Origin of the sequence: Herminiimonas fonticola, from assembly GCF_003293745.1 — a bacterium.
In the GTDB taxonomy this organism is placed as follows: Bacteria; Pseudomonadota; Gammaproteobacteria; order Burkholderiales; family Burkholderiaceae_D; genus Oxalicibacterium; species Oxalicibacterium fonticola.
The window spans coordinates 122,207-139,736 of the sequence record NZ_PTLZ01000002.1 but is presented as its reverse complement, the minus strand read 5'-3'; the positions used below and the strand labels follow the sequence as shown (position 1 = coordinate 139,736).

The 17,530-nt window shown below is 52.7% G+C and carries 12 protein-coding genes; 6 read left to right on the top strand and 6 right to left on the bottom strand.

From position 1 onward, the window contains the following. The first annotated feature begins 35 nt into the window (after positions 1-35). From ppnP to Hfont_RS08060, 3 genes are all read left to right on the top strand, one after another. A complete protein-coding gene (ppnP, locus tag Hfont_RS08070) occupies positions 36-350 on the top strand; it encodes a pyrimidine/purine nucleoside phosphorylase (RefSeq protein ID WP_112991890.1) in 315 nt (104 codons plus the stop codon). A 211-nt stretch (positions 351-561) separates the two neighbouring features. Next, the gene (locus tag Hfont_RS08065; RefSeq protein ID WP_112991889.1) at positions 562-2,226 is read left to right on the top strand and encodes a hydantoinase/oxoprolinase family protein; all 1,665 of its coding nucleotides are present in this window, start codon (positions 562-564) and stop codon (positions 2,224-2,226) included. A 10-nt stretch (positions 2,227-2,236) separates the two neighbouring features. Next, complete coding sequence (locus Hfont_RS08060; protein WP_112992410.1) at positions 2,237-3,553, top strand: histone deacetylase family protein; 1,317 nt, start codon at positions 2,237-2,239, stop codon at positions 3,551-3,553. Between the two features lie 72 nt (positions 3,554-3,625). Here Hfont_RS08060 and Hfont_RS08055 read toward each other — a convergent pair whose 3' ends face one another. Both Hfont_RS08055 and murB read right to left on the bottom strand, forming a co-directional pair. Beyond that, on the bottom strand, positions 3,626-3,940 hold the full coding sequence (locus Hfont_RS08055) for a DUF1294 domain-containing protein (protein WP_112991888.1): 315 nt from the start codon (positions 3,938-3,940) through the stop codon (positions 3,626-3,628). Positions 3,941-3,956: 16 nt separating this feature from the next. After that, positions 3,957-4,985: a UDP-N-acetylmuramate dehydrogenase gene (murB, locus tag Hfont_RS08050; protein WP_112991887.1), complete on the bottom strand. Its 1,029-nt coding sequence runs from the start codon at positions 4,983-4,985 to the stop codon at positions 3,957-3,959. Between the two features lie 167 nt (positions 4,986-5,152). On the opposite strand from murB, the gene Hfont_RS08045 reads away from it, so the two are divergent. Both Hfont_RS08045 and Hfont_RS08040 read left to right on the top strand, forming a co-directional pair. After that, on the top strand, positions 5,153-5,638 hold the full coding sequence (locus Hfont_RS08045; protein ID WP_112991886.1) for a YajQ family cyclic di-GMP-binding protein: 486 nt from the start codon (positions 5,153-5,155) through the stop codon (positions 5,636-5,638). 219 nt (positions 5,639-5,857) lie between these two features. Beyond that, positions 5,858-6,490 carry a retropepsin-like aspartic protease family protein gene (locus Hfont_RS08040; protein ID WP_112991885.1) on the top strand — a complete coding sequence of 211 codons (633 nt, stop codon included), beginning with the start codon at positions 5,858-5,860 and terminating at the stop codon, positions 6,488-6,490. A gap of 89 nt (positions 6,491-6,579) precedes the next feature. On the opposite strand, the gene aroG is transcribed toward Hfont_RS08040, so the two are convergent. From aroG to Hfont_RS08020, 4 genes are all read right to left on the bottom strand, one after another. Next, complete coding sequence (gene aroG, locus Hfont_RS08035; RefSeq protein WP_112991884.1) at positions 6,580-7,644, bottom strand: 3-deoxy-7-phosphoheptulonate synthase AroG; 1,065 nt, start codon at positions 7,642-7,644, stop codon at positions 6,580-6,582. 289 nt (positions 7,645-7,933) lie between these two features. Then, positions 7,934-9,394: a metalloprotease TldD gene (gene tldD, locus Hfont_RS08030; RefSeq protein WP_112991883.1), complete on the bottom strand. Its 1,461-nt coding sequence runs from the start codon at positions 9,392-9,394 to the stop codon at positions 7,934-7,936. Between the two features lie 100 nt (positions 9,395-9,494). Then, a complete protein-coding gene (locus Hfont_RS08025; protein ID WP_112991882.1) occupies positions 9,495-10,304 on the bottom strand; it encodes a carbon-nitrogen hydrolase family protein in 810 nt (269 codons plus the stop codon). A 3-nt stretch (positions 10,305-10,307) separates the two neighbouring features. After that, positions 10,308-14,516 carry a YhdP family protein gene (locus Hfont_RS08020; RefSeq protein WP_112991881.1) on the bottom strand — a complete coding sequence of 1,403 codons (4,209 nt, stop codon included), beginning with the start codon at positions 14,514-14,516 and terminating at the stop codon, positions 10,308-10,310. Between the two features lie 126 nt (positions 14,517-14,642). On the opposite strand from Hfont_RS08020, the gene glnE reads away from it, so the two are divergent. Beyond that, a complete protein-coding gene (gene glnE / locus Hfont_RS08015) occupies positions 14,643-17,363 on the top strand; it encodes a bifunctional [glutamate--ammonia ligase]-adenylyl-L-tyrosine phosphorylase/[glutamate--ammonia-ligase] adenylyltransferase (protein ID WP_112991880.1) in 2,721 nt (906 codons plus the stop codon). Positions 17,364-17,530: the final 167 nt, after the last annotated feature.

The window sequence follows — 17,530 nt, the reverse complement described above, 5'->3', positions numbered from 1 at the left end:
AACGAATAATTCCTTCAACATTAAACATACAGATCATGACTACTCAATTCGATAACGTTTCCGTCGTCAAAAAAGCCAATCTCTACTTCGATGGCAAATGCGTGTCGCACACCGTATTGTTCGCGGACGGCACCAAGAAAACCATAGGCATCATTTTTCCATCGACCCTGAAATTCAACACGGGCGCTGCAGAAATCATGGAACTGAATGCAGGCAAATGCCGCATTCGCCTGGCTGGTGCAACTGAATGGAATACCTACGAAGGCGGCCAGCAATTCGAAGTACCTGCAAATTCGAGCTTCGACATTGAAACGGTAGAAACACTGGATTACGTTTGCCATTTCATCTGATTGGATAGCGAATAAAAAAGCCCGGCTTCATCATGGAGCCGGGCTTTTTTGCTGTTTGCGGCCAGATTATGGACGGCCTTGTAATCCTTCCACCATAATGACGCTTTGAAAATTGCTCTCTGCAGATTTGAATTGACTTACATATGCAACCCACAGCGCGATCCTGTTCGCTCGCAACACTCTCGCTGTGTTTTACCCAGGAAAGAAAAGCATGATCCTTGGAATTGATGTCGGAGGCACGCATACCGATTCGGTATTGATGCAAAACCGCAAAATCATCCGCAAGTCAAAAGTACTGACCGATAAGAATGATATTTTGGCTTGCGTGATGCGCGCTACCCAGGCTGTCGCAACTGCGGACGATATCAAGCAGCTGAAGCGCATCGTGCTCAGCACCACAATTTCTACCAATGCCGTGGCGCAAAACCAGCTCGATCCGGTTGGCCTGATAGTCATGAACGGACCTGGCGTTTCGCCTAAGGATTTGCCGCTCGCTGACCAGACACACTTGATCGCCGGCTATATGAACCATCGCGGCATAGAAGCCGAGGCCATCGATGATGATGAGCTGCAGGCACTGAAACAAGAATTCAGCGCGGACAAGATCGAACATCTTGCAGTCATCGGCAAGTTTTCGACACGCAATCCTGTGCATGAGCAGGAAGTCGGTGCCTTCTTCGCTGACCAGATTGCGCACGTATCCCTCGGCCATCATCAATCCGGCGTGCTGAATTTTCCACGCCGTATCGCAACCACTTATCTGAACGCCGCGATCTGGAGCTTGCACAGCCGCATGGTCGATCAGCTAGCCAGCTATCTGCAGGAACTCGGTGTCGATGTGCCCTTGTTTATTCTGAAGGCTGACGGCGGCACCATAGGCGTACAGCAATCGCGCAACTATCCGGTGCAAACCATTCTGTCCGGACCGGCCGCCACCATCATGGGCGTGCTGCCTTTTGTTTCGTCAACACAGGATTCTGTATCGATAGACGTAGGCGGTACGACAACAGATATCGCACTATTCGCCGACGGTGCACCATTACTGGAACCGAAGGGCGTTGAGATAGAAGGACACAAGACCTTGATCCGCGGCCTGCTCACGCATTCGATGGCGCTCGGTGGCGACAGTCATGTGCAGGTCGTGAACGGCGCATTGCAGATCGGACCTGAACGCAAGGGCTCTGCCATGGCCTTCGATGGTCCGGTACCGACGCCAACCGACGCGCTGATCGTCCTCGGGCTAGCTGACATCGGCGACAAGAGCAAAGCTCTGCGCGCGATGGAAAGCCTCGCAAGCACATTGCAGCAAACGCCAGAACAGGTTGCCAAGTCCATCGTGGATAGCATGTGCGCCAGCATTGCCAGCAAGGTTACGCAAATGATCAGTGAGGTCAACAGCAAGCCGGTCTACACCATTCATGAACTGCTCGAAGGCAAAGTGCTTAACCCGCAGCAATTAATCGCCGTCGGCGGACCTGCGCCCTATCTTGCCAAACAGGTCGGAGAATTGCTGCAACTGCCGGCAGTAGTGCCGGAGAATTCCGAAGTGATCAATGCTAGCGGTGCCGCGATGGCACGCACCACCGTCGAGTTGAATCTGCTCGCCGATACCGAATCGCAGCAACTGACCTTCGCTGAAGACGGCCGCAAGATGAAGATCTCTTCGCGCGCCACGGTCGACGATGTGGTGGCAATCGGCCAAGAAAGATTGCTTGAAATCGCCAGGGCCGCCGGTGCACGCGATGAAGATCTGGAAGTGGAAGTCGCCGACTGCCAGTCATTCAATGTCATCCACGGCTATGCAACCACGGGCAAGAACATCCGCGTCCGATTGCAAATCAAACCCGGATTGATCAAACATGAAGAACAAGTCTGAGGAAAGCATCATGAAGAAAAACACAGGATTGGTATTTTTCCCGGCATTCGATTACGCGATTTCACCCACGCATCCGGAACGCGAAGAACGTCTTTTGTACACGCAGGATCAGGTGTTTGAAGAAGGCTTGCTGGATTTCGACAACATCAAGGAATTCAAACCCGGCGTAGCAACTGCTGAAGACATTCAACGCGTACATTTTTGCGTGCCCGGCATAGACGAGATCGTGCATGCGTCGCATCTGATTGCCGTCGGCGGCTGCATCACTGCGGCCGACAAGGTGATGACCAAGGAAGTGGATAACGCCTTTGCGCTGGTGCGTCCTTGCGGTCATCATTCATACCGTGTCGTGCATGGCAGCCGTGGCTTTTGCACGCTGAACATGGAAGCGATCATGGTCGAGTACATCCGCCATAAATATGGCGTGAAGAAGATCGCCATCGTCGATACCGACTGCCATCATGGCGACGGTTCGCAGGATATTTTCTGGCACGATCCGAATACGCTGTTCATCTCCATGCATCAGGATGGCCGCACTCTTTATCCCGGTTCCGGCTTCCCGGACGAGCTGGGTGGACCGAATGCCTTCGGCACCACGATCAATCTGCCTATGCCGCCAGACACTTGCGAAGAAGGCTTTCTGTATGTGCTGGATGAAATCGTGATGCCTATCCTGGAAGAATTCAAACCGGATTTGATCATCAATTCCGCAGGACAGGACAATCACTATTCCGATCCGATCACGAACATGAAATTTACCGCGCATGGTTACGCGGTACTCAATCAGCGACTCGCACCTGATCTGGCTGTGCTGGAAGGCGGCTACTCAATAGAAACCGCTCTGCCCTACATCAACACCGGCATCATCCTGGCGATGGCAGGCATGGATTTCAGCCACATCCAGGAACCGGACTACGACGCAGAAAGCCAGAAACAGCCTGCTGCGATTGGTGCCTACCTGGAGAAATTGAAGGATGCGACCTTCCACCATTGGAACAATCGCGACACGCTACGTGAGCAGGTCTATCCTGAACAAGAGTTCCACAAGCGCAGCATGGACGTGTACTACGATACCGACGGCATCCGCGAAACCATCAATGAAACGGTACGTTCCTGTCAGGATTGCGGCGGCACCGTCGTGATCGATTCGCGCTGCGACGATACGCATAATCACATCCTGGCGGTGCAGATTCCACGCTATGCCTGCGCGCCTTGCCGCAGCTATGGTGAAGAGCAGTTCAATAAAACGGAGATTGGGCGCGCAGTTGGGCAATACTCGCAGGCCTTCCTGCAGGACAAGGACAAGGATAGTTATCTGTCCAAGTAAGGGGCTAAGTAATATGGATATAGTGCCGGCTCAAACTGAGCTGGCACTGCTAACTAGATAGACGTTGTTCTATCAACCATTCCTCAGCGCATGCAGCGCATCCCTGCCGTAAGGCGACAGTAACCAGCCCACACAAGCGCAATGCAGTAGCACCGTCACCCAGTAAATACGCTGGAATGAAGCTTTGCTGGTTTTATGTCGGAGAAATTTTTGCGCCAGCCATCCACCGGGCCAGCCGCCAAGAAAATCAAGCAAGTGCAGATTGCCTTCACTAATCCGCCATTCACCCTTGCGCGCTGCCGATTTATCAATCGCATAAGCAGCAAAGCTCAGCAAGCTGAGTACGAAATAACTGCCCAGTACTGGCAATAAAATTTTCGATTCCATTACTTTGTTCTGCGAATCAAAGGAAAATAGGTTCGGGTTCGAGTTGCACATCGAAACGTTGCGCTACATCGGCCTGAATGGCAGCGGCCAGTTGCGCGATCTCGGTCCCGCTGGCACCGCCGCGATTCACCAGCACGAGTGCCTGGTTTTCATAGACACCGGCCGCACCCGCAGTTTTACCCTTCCAGCCACACTGATCTATCAACCAGCCTGCCGCCAGTTTGACGCTGCCATCCGGCTGCGCATAGTTGACCAATTGCGGATAAGTCGCGAGCAGTGCGTCGCGTTGTAATGGAGTCACTACCGGATTTTTGAAGAAACTACCTGCATTGCCTATCATTGCAGGATCGGGCAACTTTCGCGTACGAATCGCAATCACTGCGGCGCTGATGTCTTGCGCAGTCGGCTCTGCAATCTTGCGCGCCGCCAGTTCTTGCGTCACATCAGCGTAACGAATCACGGCTTGCCATTTCTTTGGCAGGGCGAAAGTCACATCCAGCACCACGGCTTTATCGCGCAAGCAATGTTTGAACACGCTATCGCGATAACCGAACATGCAATCTGCTTTATCCAGCGTACTTTGCTCGCCGGTTTCAAAATCAAACAGCGTCAGCGAATGAAAACGATCCTTGATCTCTATGCCGTAAGCGCCGATATTCTGTATCGGCGCAGCTCCCACGCTACCGGGAATCAGCGACAGGTTTTCCAGTCCGCCCAGATTGTGCGCCAAAGTCCATTGCACGAATTGATGCCAGTTTTCACCAGCGGCAGCGCGCACATAAGTCGCATCATCATCTTCACCGACAATCTCGATTCCCTTGATTTCCATATGCAAAACCAGGCCGGGGAAATCCCTGGTCAATAGAATATTGCTGCCGCCGCCCAATACCAGACGCGGCATGGCGGCAAGCGTGATATCACTTTTGACTTTGACCAGCATATCGGCCGAGGCAATCGGCAAATACGCATGTGCATTCGCTTCCACCCCGAAGGTGTTATGGTTGCGCAGGGAAAAATCGTACTGAATCGGGAGAGAATGAGCCATAGTGGGCGATTATAATCTCTGCTCACCATCCACAGCCCTAGCCCCTCGTTTTTTTGTCCGCTAGAATGGCGGACAAATCGGAGTGCACTCCTGATGGGTAAGCTGGATAAACAAGCTGGTCTTCGTCGGCATTTGTCGCGAGCCAGGCAACAATAAGGAAAATCATCATGCCGTCTTTTGATACCGTCTCTGAAGCCAATATGGTTGAAGTCAAGAATGCTGTCGATCAGGCAGGAAAAGAAATCACGACCCGTTTTGACTTCAAGGGTAGCGATGCCCGCGTAGAACAAAAAGAACGTGACCTGACCGCGTATGCCGATTCGGAATTTCAGTTGAATCAGGTTCTGGACGTGTTGACCAACAAGCTGGTCAAACGCAATGTCGATGTACGTTTCCTCGATCGCGGCAAGATAGAAAAAATCGGCGGCGACAAGGTCAAGCAAGTTGTCAAGATCAAGAACGGTATCGAAACCGAAGCAGCCAAGAAAATCGTGCGCATCCTGAAAGACAGCAAGCTGAAAGTGCAAGCCAGCATTCAGGGCGATGCAGTTCGTGTCACCGGCGCAAAACGCGACGATTTGCAAGATGCAATGGCCTTGTTGCGCAAGGAAGTTGCCGATCTGCCACTGGAATTCAATAACTTCCGCGACTGATTTCCGGCAGCATTTCCCACCGCACTTTCTACATTAAACGCTGTTTTTAACAACTACTGTTATGCAGATGCCGGCAAGTGAATCTCGCTTGCCGGCATTTCTTCCATATTGGGCAATTTAGCGACAGTTTGTTGCTGCCCTCATCGCGGCATCGCGTTTCCTTCCAAATCACGAACATTTCGTGACAGAATCATTGTTTTCATATCAACGACATCTGCCATGAATCGTACCCTGATCGCATCCATTCTTTGCTGCACCGCGCTGCAAGTCCAGGCGGCAGATATCAGTGTTATCGGCCTCTTCCCCGGCAAGGCCGTGCTGGTGATCGATGGCGGTTCGCCGAAGACCTACTCGGTCGGCAATACGGTGACCTCCGGTATCAAACTGGTCGACGTCAACGAAACCACTGCAACCTTCGATGCCAGCGGCAAAAAACAAAAAATCGATATAGGTGGACACGTCAATCGTATTGCTCCGTCCGGCCCCAGCAGCGTGACTTTGCAAGCGGATGGCCGCGGTCACTTCATGGTGCAAGGGCAAATCAACGGTGGCACGATGCGCATGCTAGTGGATACCGGTGCGTCCCTGATTGCCTTGCCAGCCGCAGATGCAAGGCGTTTGGGCATCGATTACAAGAAAGGCCAGACTGCCTACGTCAATACGGCGAACGGCGTTACAACGGCGTATCAGGTGGTGTTGAATTCAGTCAAGATAGGCGATATCACCTTGAACCAGGTCGATGCGCTGGTGCAGGAAAACGGTTTGAGTTTTGCCCTGCTTGGCATGTCCTTTTTGAATCGTACCGAGATGCGACGCGAAGGCGAACAGATGGTTTTGACCAAACGATATTAAAGTCGGATGCAATAAAAAAACGGGCACTGAATTCAGTGCCCGTTTTTATTTTCTGCTGCAAGTTCTGCGACTGCTTCTACTGCTATCGCTTATGCGTCCGGATCTTTCAGACGACGTTGTTTGACCGCTTCTGCCAAGCCTTCCAATACACCCAGGCTATCTTCCCAGCTGATGCAACCGTCCGTTACCGATTGACCATAAACCAGTTCCTTGCCCGGAATCAGATCCTGGCGACCAGCAACCAGATGCGACTCGATCATCACGCCGACGATACGCGTATCGCCACCGGCAACCTGCTTTGCGATATCAGCGCACACCGGGATTTGGTTTTCCGGTTTTTTCGAGCTGTTGGCGTGCGAGGTATCTATCATCAAACGCGATGCCAGGCCGTTCGCTGCGATATCCTTGCAAGCTTGTTCGACACTGACTGCATCATAGTTAGGCGTCTTACCGCCGCGCAAAATGACGTGGCAATCTTCATTGCCGCTGGTCGAAACGATTGCCGAATGACCACCTTTGGTGACTGACAGGAAATGATGCGGCTGCGATGCAGCCTTGATCGCATCGACTGCAATTTTCACGTTACCGTCGGTACCGTTCTTGAAACCGACAGGGCAGGACAAACCGGAAGCCAGTTCGCGATGAATCTGTGATTCTGTCGTGCGTGCACCGATCGCGCCCCAACTGATCAGGTCGGCAATGTATTGCGGACTGATGACGTCAAGGAACTCAGTACCCGCCGGCAGGCCGAGTTCATTGATGTTCAATAGCAGTTCACGCGCAATGTGCAAACCTTCATTAATGCGGAAGCTGTTGTCCATGTACGGATCGTTGATCAAACCCTTCCAGCCGACCGTGGTGCGTGGCTTCTCGAAATAGACGCGCATCACGATTTCCAGTTCACCGGCAAAACGTGCACGTTCTTTCACCAGACGATTTGCGTATTCCATCGCAGCTGTGGTGTCGTGTATGGAGCATGGCCCGATCACCACCATCAGACGATCATCCTGGCCGTGCAAGATCCGATGCAATGCAATGCGCGCATCGGCAGCGGTCGTCTCTGCTTTTTCGGAAACGCCCAGTTCGCGGATCAAATGCGACGGCGGTGTCAATTCTTTCATTTCTTTAATCCGTAAATCATCTGTGCGTGGCATGTTTTTCTCCGGTCAAAATCTGTTCTGCAAAAAATAAAAAACCGCCATCGCGGGCGGTTATTTAAAGAATTTCGGTTTAAGCTTTTTTACCTGCGCGCTTACCGCTTCTCCACCGCCGTTGGGCTGGAATAGCTAAAGTAAAAATAAAATTGGAAGCGCGAAGCAGTCATATCTATACTGAATTCTGTTTGATCTGTCGGTAATATTGCAATAATTCAGGTGATTTGGCAAGAAAAGCTTGGAAAATGGCTTGGCATTCAAACAAATTTTGGAAGAATGCCAACAAACATCAAGCCGTTCCGCCTACGGTCACGCCGTCGATGCGCAAGGTCGGCTGACCGACGCCTACCGGCACGCTCTGACCTTCCTTGCCGCAAACGCCAACACCGCTGTCCAGGCGCATATCGTTACCTATCATCGAGACACGGTTCAATACATCCGGACCGTTACCGATCAGGGTTGCACCCTTGACCGGATACGTGACTTTACCGTTTTCGATCATGTAGGCTTCACTCGCCGAGAACACGAACTTGCCGTTGGTAATATCGACCTGACCGCCGCCAAAATTGACTGCGTACAAACCATTTTTTACCGATGCCAGAATTTCCGCCGGGTCTTTGTCGCCACCGAGCATGTAAGTATTCGTCATACGCGGCATAGGCAGATGCGCGAAGGATTCACGACGCGCGTTGCCTGTGACAGGCATCTTCATCAAGCGTGCGTTCATCGTGTCTTGAATATAGCCCTTCAAGATACCGTCTTCGATCAGCGTCGTGCATTGGGTAGGATTGCCTTCATCATCGATGTTCAGCGAACCCCGTCTATCGGCGATGGTGCCGTCATCGACTACCGTCACGCCTTTGGCAGCAACGCGTTCACCGATACGACCGGAGAATGCGCTGGAACCCTTGCGATTGAAATCGCCTTCCAGTCCATGGCCAATCGCTTCATGTAACAACACGCCTGGCCAGCCAGGTCCGAGTACGACTGTCATCGGACCGGCAGGAGCCGGACGCGCTTCAAGATTGACCAGTGCGGAAGCGACAGCTTCGCTCGCATATTTCTCCAGCAATTCATCACTGAAATAGCCATAGCTGTAGCGACCGCCACCACCGCTGGAACCCATTTCGCGCCTACCGTTCTGTTCTGCAATCACTGTGATCGAGACACGCACCAGTGGACGAATATCAGCGGCCAACACGCCATCACTGCGTACGACAAGAACGACATCGTATTCACCAGCGAGGCCAGCCATCACTTGCACTACGCGCGGATCTTTTGCGCGTGCGATGCGTTCGATTTTTTCCAGCAGTTTTACTTTTTCTGTTGCGTCCAGCGATGTCAATGGATCATTCGGCAAATACAGATCGCGACCACCTACTTGTTGTATCGCTGAAGCCACTTTGATCTTGCCTGCGCCCTGACGCGCAATCGTGCGCGTCGCAATCGCTGCTTCATTCAATGCACGTTCGGAGATTTCATCCGAATACGAGAAAGCTGTCTTGTCGCCGGATACCGCGCGCACACCGACACCCTGGTCGATAGAGAAGCTGCCGGTTTTGACTATGCCTTCTTCCAGACTCCAGCCTTCACTCTTCGTAAACTGGAAATACAAATCTGCGTAATCGACGCGATGCGTAAACATCGTTCCCAAGGTCTTGATCAGGATGGATTCGTCCAGGCCGAAAGGCGTCAGCAATACATCGCGCGCAACGGCAAGGGTTTTCAGATTTGGTTCAAATGGAGTCATTGTTTATTTGCCATTTGCGCGTTGATGCGCAAACAAAATTGATTCGGATAACGAATTGTAGAGCATCTGGCTCAAAGCCCCTTGAAACACTGCAATGCAGTTACAGCTTGCGGTGTTTCAAGGCTGGAAGATTTTCCCGGATACCGGATAAATAGTTGGGTTCGATATCGCCGATTACAAGGCCTTCGCCGTCTGGCAACACTGCCTTGATTTCACCCCACGGATCAATCAGCATGCTGTGTCCCCATGTCGTGCGGCCGTTTTGATGACGTCCACCTTGCGCAGCTGCCAGCACATAACATTGATTTTCGATGGCACGTGCGCGCAACAAAATTTCCCAATGTGCCTTGCCGGTTGTATAGGTAAATGCAGCCGGCACAACGATCAGTGTGCAGTCGCCCATCGCGCGATACAACTCGGGAAAACGCAAGTCGTAGCAAACCGACAAACCCACTTTGCCGAAAGGTGCATCGAAGCTTGTGACTTCTGTGCCTTGCGCGATGGTGCGTGCCTCGTCGTACGATTCCGCACCCTTGGTAAAGCTGAACAAATGAATCTTGTCGTAACGCTTTATCCGCTCGCCAGCCGGGTTGTAGACCATCATCGTATTCAATACCTTGTCGGCTACCGATGCAGCCATCGGCAAGGTACCGCCTATCAACCACACTTGATGTTCGCGTGCAGTTTCAGCCATGAAGCTTTGAATAGGCCCGACATCAATTTGCTCCGCCAAACCCAGCTTGTCGTTTTCATGCATGCCCATGGCCGCCCAATATTCAGGCAGCAGAACAAGATTCGCGCCCTGGCGTGCGGCGTCTGCAATCAAGCGACGTGCAGTAGCGATATTTTCTTCAACCGAAGGTGTAGAGACCATTTGTATGGCAGCTACACGTGTCAGGGAATTGGTCATGATTCAGCCCTCTATGCTGGGTTCTGCAATGCCTGATTTTGGCGCGGCCGGTTCCGCCTTGCGATCGACCTTGCTCACGTTTGGATCGCTCCATGGTCCGGTAATCGCATATTCAAACGTGAATGCACGCGCCAGCGGTTCACGCAGGAATAACTGCGCCAGGAAAGTGCCGGCACCGATGACAGGATTGATCGCCAAGGCATACGCAACCGACGCGGCACCCGCATTTATTTCTGGTATCACAACCGCACGCAGATTCTGCGACTCCTTGGTGATATTGGCGGTACCGTCTATTAGTACCGTTGCGCTGACACCGCGCATCTTGAGGTTGTCAGTGCTCGCCACGCCATTGGAAATGCGCGCACTACCGTTAATGCCGTCAAATGCAAAACCTTCTGAAAACACATCACGAAAATCCAGCGTCAAGCGACGTGGTATCGATTGCAAACTCAATACCCCGAGCAGCTTGGCAGCACCCGGCTCAACCTTCAGGAACTGTCCGGATGCAATGTCGAGATTGATGTTGCCGGACAAGCTGGGAATATCAAATGAAAACGGCAAACCTTTCCAGCTGATATCACCGTCCATCTTGCCCTTGCCACCACGCAGCACATCGACAAAGCCAAAACGATTCAACAGATTGCCGGCGTTCGTGATATTCAAACTGTAATCGAGGCTGGAAACGTTACCGCCATTTTTCGCCAACCAGTTTCCTTTAGCCGTCAGAGTCGCATCCGGATTGGCAAGCGACAGATTGCGTATGCGCCACTCACGCCCTTCTGTTGCGCGCACATAATTTGCGAGTAGTTCAAGGCGTCCGAGCTTCTTGCCGAACAATTCAAAGTTCTCGGCGACCACATCCAGCGCCGGCATTTCTGTCGTGCTGTCTACACCGTCCATTAAATTCTTGACGTCCGAGCCAACTGATTTAGGGATCACCATAGACGCCAGACGCGCGGTGACTTTACCCAAACCACGACCGGACGAAGACTCGACCCAGGTTAGATAACCCGATGCCTGCGCCGAGTCGATATTGGCCTGCCACACGCTGGTTTCATGGGATACACCAACCACGACGTCGTCGAATTTCTTGCCCATCAAAATCAATTCGTTAGCACGCGCAGCAAGCACATTCGGCTCCACGTATTGCGACATATTGAGTGCGTCTGACGAGTCTGCAATTTTCTTTTGTTCAGGCTTGCCGCTCGTCGCAGTAAGCGACGACGCGACACCGATCCACTCGTCAATATTCAGCGAACGCAGATTGACGTTCACCATCAAGCCGCTATCCGGTTCAGGTGCCGGCGTATTGACGCCTATGCCGCCACGTACCAAACGCCAGGCGGCGGCAAAATCGTTTGCATTTTTTTCGCGTAGATAACTAGCCACCATCGATGAACCCAATGAAAGCTTGATACCGTCACGCATGACCGCCGCGTTGTCGGATAGCAGGCTGGCTTGTTCTATCTTCAAGGGCAACGCATCCTTCGCCGATTTTTGCAAAGGTGCAGGGAAAGCCAGACCCAAGCCGCGCAAATTGGAATCGACCACAATCTCGACTCGCTTGCTCTTGACACTGATAGCGACACCAAAGCGTGTGCTGCCACTTATTTTGTCTATCAGTTTTTGCATCGCTGGCGCGGGATAGTTCTTGCGCAAACCGGCAGCCGTGATCGTGCCGTCTGCCTTGATCAAAATATTGCCGTCTTTTTGCGTACCGCCGGCGACAGTCAAAGGACCACCGAGGAAATTTGCCTTGATACCCTTCAGGGTTAGCCCCTTTTCATCGAAATCCAGCTGGCCGTTTGCCTGCATCAAGGATGGAATGCCATTCTGCAAAATCACATTATTGTTGGCAAACTTCAGCGCGCCCTGCACCTTGGCTTCTATCATTTGATTCAGCGGCAATTTCAGACTCAGCGCGAGCGTGGCGTTGCCGGTTGCTTTGGTTTCATCGGTGAAGTGCCCTATCCAGCCTGCAACCGGACTGTCTACCGTGTATTGCACCATGTCCTGCAAGGTACCAGCTGCATGACCATCGATTTCGAGCACAGGATCGTTTGCCAGCAAATCCGCAATCACTGCTTTCACATTCGATACTTCTGCGCCGTGGGTTTTGCCGCTTTCGCCCTTGATTTCCATACGGGTACGGTCGAACAGAATTGTCCCTTTGACTTTTTCCAGCAAAGGCCACAGCGGCACCTTGCCGTCTTTGCCAAACATATCGGGTGCGTAGTTCAAACCACCGTTATCGATCTTGCCGCCGAAAATGAATTCGCCTTTCGGTTTTTCACCTAGCTTTTGCGTACGGAACGGGAAATGATTCAAATCGCCTTTGACCTTGAGGTAGCCATCGCGTAGCGTGCCATCAATCAAGGCGCTGCCCAGCCACGAGCGGAAATGTTCGTTCATGGCCAATGGCAGGTAATCGCGTACCTTGTTCAGTTCCAACCCGGTCAAACTACCGGTCAAATCGATGGTGCCCAGCGCATGGGGCACTTGGCTTTGCATAGACATCAACTGCGTGCCGGCAAACGACCCGACCAAACCCTGACGTGCAAAACTCATCTTTTGCAATTCCAGCAGCAACTGATCGTTTTTCTGGAAGGTCCATTTCGCATCCACTTTCAATGCATCAAGATCGATCTTCGGTTCTGTGAAATAACCAGGCAAATCCAGTTTGATTTTTTCCGATGCCAGCGTGAATGTCCCGCCCTGATTGCTCGCATCGACATGACCAGTCAAATTCTCAAAACCGGGAATTGCAGGGATGGCAGCTTGCGCCGGCAAGTTGGCGCTAGCGGCACGCGCCAGACGGGCTGCTTGTGCACTCATCGCCAAGCCTACAAAATCGCCTTTGATCTTGTAGGAAGAAATATTCGGATACGCGCCCTGCCATTGCGCTGAAAAATCTTTCAGCTTGCCGCGCGGCGCAAAATCCTGCAGCAGGCGCAACTGCGTTTCCGGCAAAGGCAAGCGTCCGGCAAAATTGGTCCACGCTTGCAGATCCAGCGATTTCGCTTGAATTTCCATCCGTTCTGGCGCGCCTTTTTTGGCGGCAACGTAATGCTCGCTCATCGTGGTTTTGGGCAAGCTCAAACCATCGACAGTTTGCAGAGAAAAATCCACCACTGAAATCGTATGTCCCTGCGTCCCGAAAGTCGGCACGCCATCGCGAGATCCGCCATCCAGAGTCTCGCGCACAGAAATCCGTCCATTTGCATTGGCCAATGCCAGCGGCGCCATATTCTTGCGTAATTGCACAGCCACATCCGACAAACTCAAATCGGCAGTGAAGTCGGCAACTTGCGCACGATCAAAGGACAGCCAGGCGCGCATAGAGCCTTTGGCTTGCTGCAGATCAAAAGGGAAATCGAGATAAGTCTTCCATGCCGCCAGGTCGCTATCGCGCAAATCGGTATATAGCTGACCGGTCCAGCGCGATGCATCGGAAATTTTTTGAGAAAAAATCGGGTGATAGAAATTGGCACGTATATCGAGAGGTGCAGCAATCTCAGCAGGTGGCGTTGCTTTCACTGCAAACTGATGGTGCCGTCCTTCGTTATGCAAGACGATGTTGACGTGACTCAGCAGTAATTCCGGAGCCTGGCGTAAATTATCCTGCCAGCGCAATTGCCCATCCTTGATGCGAATCTCGCGTTGCGACAGTATCCAGTTGGCAGCCTTGCCATCACCCTCTTTTTTTAAATCGACCAACAAGCCGGCAACATAAAAATTGCCGTTTGCATCGCGCTGCACATCCATGTTCGGTTTGTCGATCTCCAGATTGTGCAGACGCAAATCGGCAACCACCAGTGACCACCAGGAAACCGTCGCCGAAACCGCAGGCAATTGCAAGGCCGTTCCGCCGTCCTTGTCGTAGACCACGACATTGCTCAGCGATAAATATGGACGCAAACCGTGCCACGATGCGGCAATGGTTTCTATCGAAACCTGGCGCCCTATCGCTTTGGTCGCGACTTGTTCCACATCGACGCGGTAAGCGGAAATTTGCGGCAAGACTGCATAACGCAAGGTAAGGAAGAGCGCGCAGAAGATGAAGTAGGCAACGACCAGCAACTTCAACAGCCAGCCGAGAAGACGGCAACCGACGCTATTGGTAGCGCGAGCCGATTGTTGGATCGCGCGCCAGCATAGCTGCAGCCGATTGGCAATCAGGGTCTGTTCAGGTGGGCGTGGATCTATATGCATCAATCAAAGGTCGGCAAATCTACTTCGCGTAGAATAAAACAGGCTGGCTGGCAATCGGCTGGCATAAATAAAACAAAGCTTTTACCTCAAGCTCAACGACAAGAACTCTAGGATACTCCCAAGCCCGTGCCTAACCTATCTTTGACTCCAGTTTCTGCTTCCCGGTTCTATTCCCGATGGATTAACGCTGACGCATCCCGCGCGCAAAAGGTTGCCGAAGTCGGCAGATTATCCCTGAACTCGGCCATCTTCGCTGAAATCTTACAAACCGAAACAGATGCAGGCGCCTCCCTGCCGGCGGCAATGCGGCGCTTGCGCAATCTGATCATTTCGACACTGATCCAGCGCGATCTGAGCGGACTGGCCGACTTGGCCGAAGTAGTCGACACGATGACGGCCTTTGGCGATTTTGCAGTGCAGACACATTTGGCTGCCGTCACGACCGAGATGATTGCCAGCCATGGCACGCCCATAGGCGCAGAATCAGGCGAGCAGCAGGAAATGATCGTGCTCGGCATGGGCAAACTGGGCGGCGGAGAATTGAACGTTTCTTCAGATATCGACCTGATCTTCGTTTATCCCGAAGATGGTGAAACCGTCACCACCACGCCCGAACAAAGACAATTGTCGAACCACGAATTCTTTGTCCGCTTAGGCAAGAAATTGATAGCCGCTCTGTCGGAAATCACCGAAGACGGCTTCACCTTCCGCGTTGATATGGCCTTGCGCCCGAACGGCGCATCCGGCCCGCTGGCCGCCAGCTTCAATATGGTGGAGGAATACCTGATCGTGCAAGGCCGCGAATGGGAGCGCTATGCATGGGTCAAGGCGCGCGCACTAACCGGCAAGCCGTCCGACATCGCGGCTCTGGAAAAAATCACCCGGCCTTTTATCTACAGACGTTATCTGGATTACGGCTCCATTGATGCGATCCGCAATATGCATGCGCAGATACGCGCCGAAGTTACGCGCCAGGAAGCGCGCCACCCCGATCGCAGCAATAACGTCAAGCTGGGGCGCGGCGGCATACGCGAAATTGAATTCCTCGCACAAGTACACCAATTGATACGTGGTGGGCGCGACGCCGCCTTGCGCGATCGTTCAACGCGCAGCACCTTGCGCACACTGGCCGAAAAAGAATTGTTCAAACCGGAAGTCGTAGCCCAATTGCTGCATGCGTACACCTTCCTGCGCAATCTCGAACACAGGCTGCAATATCTGGACGATGCACAAACCCACAACTTTCCAGCGAATAAAGCAGATCAACTGACCATTGCAAAGATGATGGGCTATAGCGATGTGCCGACTTTGCTGGCTGCGCTGGAAGAACAACGCGCGCTGGTCGCCACGCAATTCGACGAAATTTTCAGCGATAAAACGAATGACAACGGAGACGAGGATCAGGTCGCGGCAGACTTGCATGCCGTGCTGACAGACTCCGATAATGAACAGGTAATCGAAACCTATTTGCTCAATCTGTCCTTTGACCATGCGGCCGATGCCGCCAAACGCCTGCTTGCGACCTGGCATTCGCCGCGTCTGCAATCCTTGCCGGAAGCCAGCCGCAACAAGCTGGTCGCGCTGGTGAATGCCTCGCTGCCCTTGATAGTCAAAGTAAGCAAGGCACGCTCGACTACGCTGGGCCGTCTGCTGGATTTCCTGGAAACCATCGCGCGTCGCGCCGCTTATCTTGCCTTGCTGACTGAATATCCGCATGCGCTGGAACGCGTGATCCGCATGATCGCCGCCAGCGACTGGGCCGCCAAATACCTGACTCGCCATCCGCTGCTGCTGGACGAACTGCTGGATGATCGTACATTGAAGGCAGCGCCTGACTGGAAAGCATTTGCGCGCGATTGCCGCGAGCGCCTGGACGAAACTCCCGGCGATACCGAACGCCAAATGGACGTACTGCGCGAAATGCACCACGCACAATTGATACGCCTGCTGGCACAAGATTTAGTAGGTGACATGAGCGTTGAACGCCTGGCCGACCATTTATCCGAACTGGCAGACAAGCTGGTCGAAGCAACCATACAAACCATCTGGAAAGGTCTGCCGAATCGGCATCGCGAGGAACCGAAGTTCGCCGTCATTGCCTACGGCAAATTGGGCGGAAAAGAACTCGGCTACGCATCCGATCTGGACGTGATTTTTCTATATGACGATGACGACCAGGATGCACCTGCGCTGTACGCCAAGCTGGCGCAACGTTTCATCACATGGATGACTGCGCACACACCAGCCGGCATCCTGTTCGACGTCGATATCGCACTGCGCCCCGACGGTGCCAGCGGCTTGCTGGTTTCCACCGTTTCGTCGTTCGAGAAATATCAAACTACTTCAGCATGGCTTTGGGAGCATCAGGCTTTAACGCGAGCACGCTTCTGCGCCGGCGATGCCGAAATCGGTGCACGCTTCGAAGCGATCCGTGAAAGCGTGTTGCGCCAGACGCGCGATCCGGTCGCGCTGAAGAAAGAAGTACTGGAAATGCGTAAAAAGCTGCACGATGCGCATCCCAATCGCACTGACCTGTTCGATCTGAAACACGATAACGGCGGCATGATCGATATCGAATTCATGGTGCAATTCCTCGTATTGCGCGACTCAGCACAGCATCCGCGGCTGACCGGTGACATCGGCAATATTGCCTTGCTGAAGTTATGCGGCGAATTGGGACTGATCGATACAGCCTTGTCGAATACCGTCGCCGATGCGTATAGAACATTCCGCAAACTGCAGCACCAGATTCGACTACAGGGAGCGGAGCGGGCAAGGGTGGAAATGGAGCGAGTCGCGCCAGAGATTGCAGCCGTCGTCGCCTTGTGGGCTACGGTATTTGCGTAATAGTAACTGCTGTATCGAATGACAAATACGCGCGTATAAACTGATAAAACCGACCGGTAAAAAGTTATCCACGCTTTTTGTGCACAGCCCTGTGGATAAGCTGAGTGCAAGCAAGATATGTCCTTGATCTGAAAGAGAATTCATCCCCTGCACAATCTGCACAAGTT

Coding starts and splice junctions, on each gene's coding strand:
- Hfont_RS08055 (WP_112991888.1), bottom strand. CDS start 3,940: ATGGAATCGAAAATTTTATTGCCAGTACTGGGCAGTTATTTCGTACTC.
- Hfont_RS08060 (WP_112992410.1), top strand. CDS start 2,237: ATGAAGAAAAACACAGGATTGGTATTTTTCCCGGCATTCGATTACGCG.
- Hfont_RS08020 (WP_112991881.1), bottom strand. CDS start 14,516: ATGCATATAGATCCACGCCCACCTGAACAGACCCTGATTGCCAATCGG.
- Hfont_RS08040 (WP_112991885.1), top strand. CDS start 5,858: ATGAATCGTACCCTGATCGCATCCATTCTTTGCTGCACCGCGCTGCAA.
- aroG (WP_112991884.1), bottom strand. CDS start 7,644: ATGCCACGCACAGATGATTTACGGATTAAAGAAATGAAAGAATTGACA.
- tldD (WP_112991883.1), bottom strand. CDS start 9,394: ATGACTCCATTTGAACCAAATCTGAAAACCCTTGCCGTTGCGCGCGAT.
- Hfont_RS08065 (WP_112991889.1), top strand. CDS start 562: ATGATCCTTGGAATTGATGTCGGAGGCACGCATACCGATTCGGTATTG.
- ppnP (WP_112991890.1), top strand. CDS start 36: ATGACTACTCAATTCGATAACGTTTCCGTCGTCAAAAAAGCCAATCTC.
- Hfont_RS08025 (WP_112991882.1), bottom strand. CDS start 10,304: ATGACCAATTCCCTGACACGTGTAGCTGCCATACAAATGGTCTCTACA.
- murB (WP_112991887.1), bottom strand. CDS start 4,985: ATGGCTCATTCTCTCCCGATTCAGTACGATTTTTCCCTGCGCAACCAT.
- Hfont_RS08045 (WP_112991886.1), top strand. CDS start 5,153: ATGCCGTCTTTTGATACCGTCTCTGAAGCCAATATGGTTGAAGTCAAG.